Genomic DNA, 13068 nt, shown 5'->3' on the forward strand with positions numbered 1-13068 from the left:
GTATAATGGACGAACGTCTCCTTTCAGGGGAATCTGCATATGAAGATGTGGATTTAGAATATTCATTACGGCCACAGACGCTCCGTCAGTATATTGGCCAAGATAAGGCGAAACATAATTTAGAGGTGTTTATTGAAGCGGCAAAAATGCGTGAAGAAACGTTGGATCACGTGCTCTTATATGGACCGCCAGGGCTTGGTAAAACGACGCTTGCGAATATTATTGCAAATGAAATGGGCGTTAATGTTAGAACAACCTCAGGGCCTGCAATTGAAAGACCAGGTGATTTAGCGGCTGTATTAACAGCGCTTCAGCCAGGGGATGTATTATTTATTGATGAAATTCATCGTCTGCATAGATCAATTGAAGAAGTACTATATCCTGCGATGGAAGACTTCTGTCTTGATATTGTAATTGGAAAAGGACCGTCAGCACGGTCTGTACGATTAGATTTACCTCCCTTTACATTAGTTGGAGCAACGACGCGTGCGGGGGCATTATCAGCGCCGCTTCGTGACCGTTTCGGTGTACTTTCAAGATTAGAATATTACACAGTAGATCAGCTTTCTGAGATTGTTGAACGTACAGCAGAAGTATTCGAAGTTGAGATTGACTCGTTAGCCGCACTAGAAATTGCAAGACGTGCCCGTGGTACACCTCGTATTGCAAATCGTCTATTACGACGTGTACGTGATTTTGCGCAAGTTCGTGGTAACGGCACGGTTACAATAGAAATTACACAAATGGCGTTAGAACTATTGCAAGTAGATAAATTAGGACTCGATCATATCGATCATAAATTATTGCTTGGTATTATTGAAAAGTTCCGTGGTGGTCCAGTTGGATTAGAAACGGTTTCGGCAACGATTGGAGAAGAATCTCATACGATTGAAGATGTATATGAGCCGTATTTATTACAAATTGGCTTTTTACAACGAACGCCAAGAGGCCGCATCGTAACGCCACTTGCATATGATCATTTCGGAATGGAGATGCCAAAAGTATGACGGAGATGCCAAAATTGCTTATTACAGCAGGTATCTTACTTATCGTTGTTGGATTAGCTTGGAAGTTTATTGGAAGACTTCCAGGCGATGTTTTTGTGAAAAAGGGAAACGTTACCTTTTATTTTCCTATCATCACATGTATTGTGTTAAGTATTGTATTATCTTTTATTATGTATATAATAAATCGATTCAAATAAGAAATAGGTGGATATAGTTATGGATATTAATCTGTTTGATTTTCATTTACCAGAAGAACTTATTGCGCAAGTCCCGTTAGAAGATCGTGAAACATCAAGATTAATGGTGTTAGACCGTGAAACAGGTGATATTGAGCATAAACATTTTACAGACATTCTTTCTTACTTACATGAGGGGGATTGCTTAGTTTTAAATGAAACGAAAGTTATGCCTGCTCGCTTGCACGGTGTGAAAGAAGATACAGGCGCGCACATTGAAGTGCTTCTTTTGAAACAAGAAGAAGGCGATAAGTGGGAAACGCTTGTGAAGCCAGCGAAACGTGTAAAAGAAGGAACTGTTATCTCTTTTGGCGAAGGGAAATTAAAAGCAACTTGCATAGGAACTGCAGATCAAGGTGGACGTCAGCTTGAATTTTCATATGACGGCATCTTCTATGAAATTTTAGATGAACTTGGGGAAATGCCACTTCCTCCATATATTAAAGAAACGCTGGAAGATCGCGACCGCTATCAAACGGTATATGCGAAAGAAATCGGTTCAGCAGCAGCGCCGACTGCGGGACTTCACTTTACAGAAGAGTTACTTGAGAAGTTAAAACAAAAAGGCGTTGAGTTAGCATTTATTACACTTCACGTAGGGCTTGGAACATTTAGACCAGTTTCTGCAGACACGATTGAAGAACACCATATGCACGCAGAATATTACCATATGTCTGAAGAGACAGCGGCATTATTAAATCGCGTAAAAGAGAATGGTGGACGTATTATTACAGTAGGTACGACATCAACTCGTACGTTAGAAACAATTGCAACAGATCATGATGGTAAGCTTTTTGCTGCTTCTGGCTGGACAGATATTTTTATGTACCCAGGTTATGAATTTAAAGCAATTGATGGTTTAATTACAAACTTCCATTTACCAAAATCAACATTAATTATGCTTGTAAGTGCATTTGCAAACAGAGATAATGTACTTCATGCTTATAATGAAGCAGTAAAAGAAAAATATCGTTTCTTTAGCTTCGGTGATGCGATGTTCGTTGCATCTCACGCTAAAATGAGAAACAAATAAAAGGAGTAAATTATGACAGCAATTCGTTATGAATTTATTAAAACTTGTAAACAAACGGGTGCGCGTTTAGGACGTGTACATACGCCACACGGTTCATTTGATACACCAACATTTATGCCAGTTGGTACACTTGCAACAGTTAAGACGATGTCACCAGAAGAATTAAAAGCAATGGATTCTGGCATTATCTTAAGTAATACGTATCATTTATGGCTACGTCCAGGTCACGAAATTATTCGTGAAGCAGGCGGTTTGCATAAGTTTATGAACTGGGACCGTGCAATTTTAACAGACTCTGGTGGTTTTCAAGTATTCAGTTTAAGTGACTTCCGCCGTATTGAAGAGGAAGGCGTTCACTTCCGTAACCACTTAAATGGAGATAAATTATTCTTATCACCAGAAAAAGCGATGGAAATTCAAAATGCATTAGGTTCAGATATTATGATGGCATTTGATGAGTGTCCACCATTCCCGGCTACTTTTGAATACATGAAGAAGTCTGTAGAGCGTACAAGCCGCTGGGCAGAACGTTGCTTAAAAGCACATGAACGTCCACAAGATCAAGGTTTATTCGGTATTGTACAGGGTGGGGAGTTTGAAGAGCTTCGTCGTCAAAGCGCGAAAGATCTTGTTTCAATGGACTTCCCTGGTTACGCTGTAGGTGGGTTATCTGTTGGGGAGCCAAAAGATATTATGAACCGTGTACTTGAGTTTACAACACCACTTCTTCCAGATAATAAACCGCGTTACTTAATGGGAGTAGGTTCTCCTGACTCGTTAATTGATGGTGCAATTCGTGGTATTGATATGTTTGATTGCGTGCTTCCAACTCGTATCGCTCGAAATGGTACATGTATGACAAGTGAAGGTCGCCTTGTTGTGAAAAATGCGAAATTTGCTAGAGATTTCGGTCCGCTTGATCCAAACTGTGATTGCTACACATGTAAAAATTACTCTCGTGCGTACATTCGTCACTTAATGAAATGTGATGAAACGTTCGGAATTCGTTTAACGTCTTATCACAACCTTCATTTTCTGTTAAACTTAATGGAGCAGGTGAGACAAGCTATTCGTGAAGACCGTCTTGGCGATTTCCGTGAAGAATTCTTTGAACAGTATGGCTTTAATAAACCGAATGCTAAAAACTTCTAATACATAATTTAAAAGGAGGAACAAAAGATGAATGCAGGTATGATGAATATCGTTATGATCGTTGCGATGTTTGCGATTTTCTATTTCTTATTAATTCGCCCGCAACAAAAGCGTCAAAAAGCAGTTGCTCAAATGCAAAGTGAGTTAAAAAAAGGTGATGCTATCGTAACAATCGGTGGTTTACACGGTACAATCGAATCAGTAGATGAAACGAAAATCGTTGTTAAATCTGGTGGTTCACACTTAACTTTCGATCGCAATGCGATTCGTGAAGTTGTGAAAAACTAATGAGGAAGGCCCTGCATGAAATGTGCAGGGCCTTTTTTTAATTATTTTGCTTTGACATATTTACACCGAAAATACCACCGAGTGTACTCGCACCCATTAATGCTAATTGATAAAGTAACTGTGAGTTTGATAAAGTTTGAGAAAAGCCTAAATAGTTAACTAGAAAAACAAGTGCGGTGAATGTAAGTCCTGTTGTGAAACCTACTAGCCAACCTTTCCCTTGCGCTTTTTTGCCAGCGATAAATCCAGACATAAGCATGGATAGGAGGGCTAGTATAAAAATCGTAATTACTAATGTCCCTTCACTAATATTCGTAAACTTTAATAAAAGAGCCATGACCATACTTGTAATAGAGGCAAGAATTAATAAGGTAATAATACCGAAGCCAATTGCAGTTGATAATTTTTTCGTTCCATCCATTTATACATTCCCCCTTTTTAATACAAGCATATTTTCATTTTGCTCAGGTTAGACTAGTTTCTTTTTTATAGGGGAATCTATAAAGTGAAACTTTAATCAGTGGGTACCATCCCCGCTAATTATTAGCTCTCACCAATCGGGCGTTCATGCGAGATAATTAAAAAAGGAGATGTAGAAATGGAATGGGTATCAATCATTGGCCGGACGATGCTTTTGTATATTATCATTTTAATTATTTTTCGACTTATGGGTAAACGTGAAATTGGAGAACTAAGTGTATTAGATTTAGTCGTATTTATTATGCTTGGCGAAATGGCTGTAGTGGCAATTGAAAATACAGATAAATCACTTTGGCATCAATTAGTTCCGATGACTTTTCTTATGTGCATCCAAATCGTTTTGTCGATTATTTCTTTAAAGTTTCAACGCTTTCGGCATTTAATAGAAGGGGAGCCGGCTATTCTTGTAAATGCAGGAAAGATCGATGAAAAGAAGATGAGAAAGCAGCGTTATAACATAGATGATTTGATGATGCAATTAAGGGAACAAGGTGTTGGAGACATTAGGGATGTAGAATACGCTATTTTAGAACCGTCTGGGAGGCTATCTGTCTTTCAAAAACAAAAAGGTGAGCAGGATGCATTGCAGTTTACTTTTCCTCTTATTATTGATGGGGAAATTCAATCGAATCATTTGCAAATGATTGAACATACAAACGAATGGCTTATTGGAAAATTAAAAAACTTAGGTTATAACGATATAACACAAGTTTTGTACTGCAGCTTTCAAAATGGACAATTTTTTGTTGATTTAAAAGAAAAATAGAGGCTTACCATATGAAATAGTAAGCCTGTTTACTTCAAAAATGAAAGTTTACGAATGATAGGGAGACGACTTAGCTCTTCTTTTCGAATCAGTTTGAAAGTGAAGAGGAGAACGATATAAACGATTGTTGTTAAAATGATTTCCCATAATGTTTGCACACCAAGTGAATGAGAAAAAACAATATACTTATGAAGGTAAAAACCGAAGCCACCTGCAATACCGATGGCAAGCCCGCCAAAAATATAGTCTTTTGCGTAAATGGTAAATGTAATCTTTTTTAAAACGGTAGCGTAGTGAAGGAAGGTTACCGTTACTATATTTGCTGCAATGGCCAGTGCAACGCCCATCATTTGAAAATCTGGTCTTGAAGCTAGTACAAAAATAACGATTAATTTCACGATGGCGCCAATAAATGTATTCATCATTGCAGCTCGTGCTAGGTTTAAAGCTTGCAAAACAGAGGTAAGTGGGCTTTGGAAATAATGAAATAAAAAGCAAGGTGCAAGGAGCTGAATGAATGCTGTTGCACTGTCTGATCCGTACATAAGGGTTAAAACAGGAGAAGCAAATACGTATAGTATAACGACTGACCATCCACCAGTAATTAATGAGATGCGAAGAGCTTGTTGTAATCGGTGTTCTACTAATTTGTGCTGCCTTTTCGCCATCGCCTCGCTAATGGATGGAACGAGTGCTGTAGAAAGAGCGTATGTAATGAAGGCTGGCAGTGATAGAAGTGGGAATGCATAGCCGTTTAATATACCATATTGCTGAGTTGCGACAGAAGCAGCAACGCCAGCGATCGCTAAGCTTTGCATAACGACGATAGGTTCAAAAAAATATGAAACGGAACCGATTAAACGGCTCCCTGTAGTAGGAAGGGCAATGTCCATAAGAGAATAAAATGTCCCTTTGCTGTTTCTTGCAGTAGTGAAAAATCCAGAACGAATAGATAAATGTTTTTCACGCTGGAATAAAGTGAGTAAAAATAATAAGGATGCAACTTCACCGAGAACGGCTGATAACATAGCACCGGCTGCAGCATATTCTACGCCGTAAGGTAAAAATAACCGAATGCATACAGCGATAATTGTAATGCGGACAACTTGTTCTATAACTTGAGCATAAGCGCTTGGCTTCATATTTTGTTTCCCTTGGAAATAACCACGTAAAACGGAAGAAACTGCAATAACAGGAACGACAGGCAAAATAGCCATTAACGGGTAATACGTTCTTTCATCGGTTAATAATGTTTTTGCTAAAATAGGTGTGAGGAGCATAATCCCAATTGTTAAAATGATACTAATAACGGATGTAACAGCTAAGGAGACAGTTAATATTTTTTTGACTCTTTGTTTATCATTCACCGCTTCCGCTTCTGCTACAAATTTTGCGATTGCCACAGGAAGGCCGATTTGTGTTAAAGTAATCGCTAAAATGAAGGTGGGGACAGCCATCATATAAAGGCCAACGCCTTCTTCTCCTAGTATACGTGCCATTACAATGCGGTTAATAAATCCAAGGATTTTTGTAATAAAGCCAGCTATCATTAAAATAAATGCACCTTTTAAAAAGCTTTGTCTCGTCATACTCTTCTCCTACCTTCTCAAAATCAATGGAATGATTTACAATAATTTATATGCACGTATGAGACAAGAATGACAAGCATTTAAGAGAGTGAAGTGTGAATGCTCTTGAAAGTAGTAGTTATTGCTGTCCATTAGAGCGGGAGTAAAAGCGACTTTTCGTGCTGAAATAAGAAGGAGATGTTATATATGTTGGATAAAGAGGCATTGGTAGAATCATACCGCGGACAGTTACAAGTCGTTTTAGAAAGCAAAGTAGAAGAGTTCCAAATGTTCGGTTATGATCGAGTGACAGATGATGACATTTGGAAGTTTCTTAAAGTGAAAAAGTGGAAGAAGATAGACAGCGATGTTAGATTGTATGAATTAGTTAATGATGTATTAACAGTAAGTACTAATGAATATATGACTTATTTAACTGTTGAAGCATATCAAGCGCCACTTTGGTCATTTGATGAATATGAAAATAAATAACTGACTGCAATTGGTTTGTTCTTCCTTTTGCAGTATAATGATAGGTATTGATAAAGAGGAATTAATGATGTCTAAGATTACATATAAAGGAGGTAGGGAAGCGAAAAATAAATAATAAAAGTGTAGGTCTTGCGTAAGGCTTACCGACATAGCTAGTGATGGGCTAGCGAAATTATAGAAAGGAAGTCTACTAACTAGGTGTATGCACACATATAGCAGTGAATCGTAAGAGATTTATTGAAAGTGTTAGTAGCGGAAAGAGGGTACATATGGCAAAGCGTGGTACGAGAATTGCCGCCTTTTTTCTCATCGTTTTATTAATCGGTGGAGTAATTGGTGCGGCAGGAAAAGACATAGCAAAAGGAATTAGTCTAGGACTAGACCTTCGCGGTGGTTTTGAAATTCTGTATGAAGTAAAACCAGCCAAAAAAGGTGATAAAATCGATCGAGAGGCGCTTGTAAGTACAGTAGGTGCTCTTGAAAATCGTGTTAACGTTCTCGGTGTAAGTGAGCCGAACATCCAAATTGAAGGAGAAGATCGAATTCGTGTGCAGCTTGCTGGTGTACAAGATCAGCAAAAAGCACGTGAAATGTTATCAACACAAGCGAAATTAACATTCCGTGATGTGAACGATAACCTTCTTATGGACGGAACGGATTTAAAAGGCGGCGGAGCGAAGCAAACATTTGATGAGCAAGGCCGTGCAAGCGTAGGTCTTACACTAAAAAGCGCTGACAAATTCCGTGAAGTAACTGAAAAAATTTCAAAGATGCCACCACCAACGAATTTAATGGTAATTTGGCTTGATTTTGAAGAAGGAAAAGATTCGTATAAAGCAGAAGCTGCAAAACCGAATCCGAAGTTTTTATCAGCAGCAACAGTAAACCAGGTATTTAACCAAGCTGAAGTATCTATCGTAGGTGGAAACTTTACAGTTGAAAGTGCGAAAGAACTTTCGTCTTTATTAAATGCAGGTGCACTTCCTGTTGATTTAAAAGAAATGTATTCAACATCTGTTGGAGCGAAATTTGGTCAACAAGCATTAGATCAAACGATTTTCGCTAGTGCGATTGGTATCGCTCTTATTTTCTTATTTATGCTTGTATACTACCGTTTACCAGGGCTTGTAGCCGTTATTATGTTAGGCCTATACATTTTTGTTACGCTACTCGTATTTAACTGGATGCACGCGGTTCTTACATTACCAGGTATTGCGGCGTTAGTGCTCGGGGTAGGTATCGCAGTTGATGCGAATATCATTACGTACGAGAGATTGAAAGAAGAACTTAAAATTGGTAAGTCAATGATGTCAGCATTTCGTGCTGGTAACCATCGTTCATTAGCAACGATTTTAGATGCAAACATTACGACTCTTGCAGCTGCAGGTGTGTTGTTCGTATATGGTACAAGCTCCGTGCAAGGCTTTGCAACAAGTTTAATCGTAAGTATTTTAGTTGGTTTTATTACAAACGTATTCGGTACTCGTTTCTTATTAGGATTACTTGTAAAGAGTCGTTATTTTGATAAAAAACCAGGATATTTTGGTGTGAAACAAAAGGATATTATTCCGTTAACAAAAGGTATAGTACATCCACCAACGAAATTTGATCGCATTAACTTCGTAAATATCGGTCATAAATTCCTTATCTTCTCGATTGTAGTTGTAATTGCAGGTGCAATTATCCTACCAATTTTCAAATTGAATCTTGGAATTGACTTTGCGAGTGGTACACGTATGGACTTGCAATCAAAACAAGCACTTACTGTGTCAGATGTTCATAAAGATTTGAAAGAATTGAAAATTGATGTGAAGGAAGAAGATATTGTACCGACTGGAGAGGACAATAAAGGATTCGCTGTTCGTACTGTAGGCGTTTTATCAAAAGATGAAATCGCGAAAGCAAAAACATTCTTCCAAGATAAATATGGTACAGAGCCAAACGTAAGTACAGTTTCACCGACAATCGGTAAAGAAATTGCACGAAATGCATTTATCGCAGTATTAATTGCTTCTGCAGTTATCATCTTATACGTAAGTATTCGATTCCGATTTACGTATGCATTATCTGCAGTACTGGCATTACTCCATGATGCATTCGTTATGATTGTTATGTTTAGTATTTTGGGGCTAGAGGTGGACTTAACGTTTATCGCTGCGGTATTAACGATCATCGGTTATTCTATTAATGACTCGATTGTTACGTTTGATAGAAACCGTGAGCTATACAAACAGAAAAAACGAGTTCGCGACATAAAAGACCTAGAAGAAATCGTAAATATGAGTATTCGCCAAACGCTTGGTCGTTCGATTAACACCGTATTAACAGTGTTATTCCCGGTAATTGCACTGCTTATCTTCGGTAGTGAGTCACTACGTAACTTCTCGTTTGCATTACTTGTTGGATTAGTTGTAGGTACGTATTCTTCTGTTTTCGTTGCCTCTCAAATTTGGTTATTACTTGAAAACCGTCGTTTGAAAAAGGGTAAAGGAAACAAAAAGGTTGAGAAAGAAGTATCTGAACCGCAAGTATAAAAAAGCTGATGCCTCATAATGAGGCATCTCTTTTTTCGTTTGTGGATACAATAAGGTAGCAACTTTTGAAAGGGAAAGATGGAAGGAAGTGGTTGGGCTATCGTTGTTTTTATTCTAATAAAAAGATAGGTTAAGAAAAGAAGGGATTTTAATTATGGAAAAAGATGAACGTTTTAAACAGGCCGAGTTTGGTGCTATTGTCGGAATCGTTGGTAATATTATATTAGCGATTGTAAAGGCGGTAATTGGTTATATTGGGAACAGTAAAGCACTGTTAGCGGATGCTGTGCATTCCGCATCAGATGTAATTGGTTCGCTAGCTGTACTTTTTGGATTGCGAGCAGCAAAGCAGCCACCCGATGAAGATCATCCGTATGGTCATGGTAAAGCGGAATCGATTTCAGCGATTATTGTTGCGGTGTTATTATTTATTGTGGGAATTGAGATAGCGATTTCATCTATAAAAGCTTTCTCGCAAGAACTAGAACCGCCGAAAGGAATTACGATTTTTGCTGTTGTTCTTTCAATTGTCGTGAAAGAAGGAATGTTTCAATATAAATTTCGATTAGGGAAAAAGGTAAATAGTGATGCAATTATTGCAAATGCATATGAGCACCGTTCGGATGTATTTTCTTCAATTGCAGCTTTAATCGGTATTTGTGCAGCTATTATCGGTGGGAAGCTCGGATTAGATTGGCTTGTATATGCTGATCCGATTGCGGGGTTATTTGTTTCGATTCTTGTTGTAAAAATGGCATGGAGTATTGGAGCGGAAGCAATTCATGCAACGCTGGACCACGTTCTTCACGAAGAGGATGTTATTCCGCTTAGAGAAGCAGTTCTGCAAGTGGATGGCGTAAAAAAAATCGGTTCTTTATATGCAAGGGAACATGGCCATTATGTTATTGTAGATATTAAGGTTTCTGTAGATCCATACATTACTGTAGAAGAAGGACACCGCATTGGAAAACATGTGAAAGAAACACTTATGGAACAAGATAACGTACAAAATGTGTTTGTGCATATAAATCCGTATTCTCCAAATTAAACATTGTTAACATTTTAGTATGCAGATATTGCATCGTAGTTTGCATTATATTGTCACCCCTTAATCTGTCTTGTATAATAAACAGGTTAAGGGGTGATTTCGTGTTACAACCGAAGACGCGTTGGAAAGAAAAAGAATATAATGAAGAGCGAGTGAGTGAATTAGCAAGTAAATTGCAATTGTCACCTCTTGTTATTTCTTTATTCCTCGGTAGAGGACTAGATACAGAAGATAAGATTTTAGATTTTTTAAATACAGAAAATCAAGAATTCCACGATCCATTTTTATTAGAAGGAATGGATCGAACGGTAGAGCGTGTAAATAAGGCGATTCAAAATGGAGAACAAATATTAATATTTGGTGATTATGATGCGGACGGAGTAAGTAGTACGACGGTATTATATCTTGCTCTACAAGAATTAGGTGCAGATGTAGAATTTTATATTCCGAACCGTTTTACAGAAGGCTATGGACCGAATGAAGAAGCGTTTCGTTGGGCACATAGTGCGGGGTTCTCTTTAATTATTACTGTCGATACTGGTATTGCAGCGGTACATGAAGCGAAGGTAGCGAAGGAGCTCGGAATAGATCTTATTATTACAGATCACCATGAGCCACCGCCAGAATTACCAGAGGCACTTGCGATTATTCATCCGAAACTAGATGGTGGTGTGTATCCGTTTCACTATTTAGCGGGTGTAGGTGTTGCGTTTAAAGTTGCACATGCACTATTAGGCCGTGTGCCAGAACATTTATTAGAAATTGCAGTAATTGGTACAGTAGCCGATTTAGTTTCACTTCATGGTGAAAATCGGTTGCTAGTGAAGCGTGGTTTAAAGCATATGCGCATGACGAAAAATATCGGTTTAAAGGCATTGTTTAAAGTGGCTAACGTTTCGCAAAGTGAAATTACAGAGGAAAGCATTGGCTTCTCAATTGCGCCACGTATTAACGCCGTTGGACGTTTAGAAGATGCAGCGCCGGCTGTACACCTTTTATTATCAGATGATCCAGAGGAAGCGAAAGAGCTGGCCGAAGAAATTGATGAGCTGAACAAACTGCGAAAAGACATTGTAAAGCAAATTACAGAAGAAGCTATCGCTGAAGTTGAAAATAATTTCCCGCCAGAAGAAAACAAAGTGTTAGTGCTTGCAAAAGAAGGTTGGAATCCAGGTGTAATTGGAATTGTCGCTTCTAAATTAGTTGAGCGTTTCTATCGTCCAACAATTGTATTAAGCATTGATCCTGTAAAAGAAACAGCGAAGGGCTCCGCACGTAGTATTGCAGGGTTTGATTTATTTGCAAACTTGTCAGATTGTAGAGAGTTATTACCGCACTTCGGAGGTCATCCGATGGCAGCGGGAATGACGCTTCATATGAATGATGTAGAGGAATTACGTCGCCGTTTAAATGAGCAAGCAGATGCCATTTTAACAGAAGCAGACTTCATTCCAATTACAGCCGTTGATGCTTTTTGTAAAGTGGAGGATGTAACGCTTGCGGCAATTGAGGAAATGCAAAAGTTAGCACCGTTTGGTGTTGGAAACCCAAAACCACGTATTGCAGTGAAAGATGCTGAGTTAGAAAGTATTCGGGCAATTGGATCAGACGGTTCTCATTTGAAAATGGCTCTTCGTGATGGACAAGCAACACTAGACACAATTGGATTTGGATTTGGTGCGTATGCAAAAGAAATTTCTCCAGTTGCAAAGGTATCTGTAATAGGAGAAGCATCCATTAATGAATGGAATAATTTTAAGAAGCCACAATTAATGGTACAAGATATTGCGGTAGAGGCGTGGCAGTTATTTGACTGGCGTAGTATGCGTAATGCAGAAGCGAATTTAGCAGAACTTCCGAAAGAAAAAATAACAATGGTGTATTTTTCAGAAGATGTATTGAATAAATTTTCTCTAGAAAACTATAAGGAGCAGCTCACGCATGCATCCGAAGTAGCTCATTTAGATGATAAATATATTGTGTTACTCGACTTACCAAAAGGAACCGATGAATTACGGGAGTTATTTAAAGTGGGATTCCCATCGCGAATTTATGCGTTATTTTATCAAGAGAATAATCATTTATTTAGTACAATCCCAACGAGGGAACACTTTAAATGGTACTATTCTTTCTTGAGCCAAAAAACACCATTTTCTTTAAGACAATATGGTGAACAACTATGTCGTCATAAAGGTTGGTCAAAAGATACAGTAAATTTCATGACACAGGTGTTTTTTGAGTTAGAATTTGTTACAATAAAAGATGGCGTCATTTTTATGGCAGACAAAAAACAAAAGCGTGATTTAATTGAATCGAACACATATCGTGAGAAAATGAACCACTTACAATTAGAAAAAGAATTGGTTTATAGCACATATCAGCAATTATATACATGGTTTGAAACGATTCGTAATCATAAAGAAGTAGAACAGTTAGGGTAAAGGTTTTGTATTTACAAACCTTT

Annotated in this window: 12 protein-coding genes; 10 read left to right on the forward strand and 2 right to left on the reverse strand. The window is 38.1% G+C overall.

Going from position 1 to position 13068, the window contains the following annotated elements; genetic code table 11:
• Positions 1-5: 5 nt before the first annotated feature.
• From ruvB to yajC, 5 genes are read left to right on the forward strand one after another with little or no spacing between them, the layout of a single operon-like run.
• Positions 6-1007, forward strand: a complete 1002-nt coding sequence (ruvB, locus tag ACQKNI_RS24170; RefSeq protein WP_088230677.1) for a Holliday junction branch migration DNA helicase RuvB — start codon at positions 6-8, stop codon at positions 1005-1007.
• Positions 1004-1204, forward strand: a complete 201-nt coding sequence (locus ACQKNI_RS24175; protein WP_088230676.1) for a DUF2905 domain-containing protein — start codon at positions 1004-1006, stop codon at positions 1202-1204. The genes ruvB and ACQKNI_RS24175 overlap by 4 nt, the downstream gene beginning before the upstream one ends.
• A gap of 19 nt (positions 1205-1223) precedes the next feature.
• The gene (queA, locus tag ACQKNI_RS24180; RefSeq protein WP_088230675.1) at positions 1224-2276 is read left to right on the forward strand and encodes a tRNA preQ1(34) S-adenosylmethionine ribosyltransferase-isomerase QueA; all 1053 of its coding nucleotides are present in this window, start codon (positions 1224-1226) and stop codon (positions 2274-2276) included.
• Between the two features lie 12 nt (positions 2277-2288).
• A complete protein-coding gene (tgt, locus tag ACQKNI_RS24185) occupies positions 2289-3428 on the forward strand; it encodes a tRNA guanosine(34) transglycosylase Tgt (RefSeq protein WP_000125362.1) in 1140 nt (379 codons plus the stop codon).
• Positions 3429-3455: 27 nt separating this feature from the next.
• A complete protein-coding gene (gene yajC, locus ACQKNI_RS24190; protein WP_000991117.1) occupies positions 3456-3716 on the forward strand; it encodes a preprotein translocase subunit YajC in 261 nt (86 codons plus the stop codon).
• Positions 3717-3753: 37 nt separating this feature from the next.
• On the opposite strand, the gene ACQKNI_RS24195 is transcribed toward yajC, so the two are convergent.
• Entirely contained in the window at positions 3754-4137 is a 384-nt protein-coding gene (locus ACQKNI_RS24195) for a TIGR04086 family membrane protein (protein WP_088230674.1), read from the reverse strand.
• A gap of 177 nt (positions 4138-4314) precedes the next feature.
• Here ACQKNI_RS24195 and ACQKNI_RS24200 point away from each other — a divergent pair, with 177 nt between their 5' ends.
• Positions 4315-4962, forward strand: coding sequence for a DUF421 domain-containing protein (locus ACQKNI_RS24200; RefSeq protein WP_088230673.1), 648 nt, complete (start codon positions 4315-4317; stop codon positions 4960-4962).
• Positions 4963-4991: 29 nt separating this feature from the next.
• Here ACQKNI_RS24200 and spoVB read toward each other — a convergent pair whose 3' ends face one another.
• A complete protein-coding gene (gene spoVB, locus ACQKNI_RS24205; protein ID WP_088230672.1) occupies positions 4992-6551 on the reverse strand; it encodes a stage V sporulation protein B in 1560 nt (519 codons plus the stop codon).
• 186 nt (positions 6552-6737) lie between these two features.
• On the opposite strand from spoVB, the gene ACQKNI_RS24210 reads away from it, so the two are divergent.
• From ACQKNI_RS24210 to recJ, 4 genes are all read left to right on the forward strand, one after another.
• Positions 6738-7022, forward strand: a complete 285-nt coding sequence (locus ACQKNI_RS24210) for a post-transcriptional regulator (RefSeq protein ID WP_088230671.1) — start codon at positions 6738-6740, stop codon at positions 7020-7022.
• A gap of 269 nt (positions 7023-7291) precedes the next feature.
• Positions 7292-9556 (forward strand): protein translocase subunit SecDF, encoded by a 2265-nt coding sequence (gene secDF / locus ACQKNI_RS24215; RefSeq protein ID WP_088230670.1) that lies wholly within the window; start codon positions 7292-7294, stop codon positions 9554-9556.
• A 154-nt stretch (positions 9557-9710) separates the two neighbouring features.
• Entirely contained in the window at positions 9711-10604 is an 894-nt protein-coding gene (locus ACQKNI_RS24220; RefSeq protein ID WP_088230669.1) for a cation diffusion facilitator family transporter, read from the forward strand.
• Between the two features lie 101 nt (positions 10605-10705).
• On the forward strand, positions 10706-13045 hold the full coding sequence (gene recJ / locus ACQKNI_RS24225) for a single-stranded-DNA-specific exonuclease RecJ (RefSeq protein WP_088230668.1): 2340 nt from the start codon (positions 10706-10708) through the stop codon (positions 13043-13045).
• Positions 13046-13068 lie beyond the last annotated feature (23 nt).

Origin of the sequence: Bacillus sp. NPDC094064 (assembly GCF_050279585.1) — a bacterium.
In the GTDB taxonomy this organism is placed as follows: Bacteria; Bacillota; Bacilli; order Bacillales; family Bacillaceae_G; genus Bacillus_A.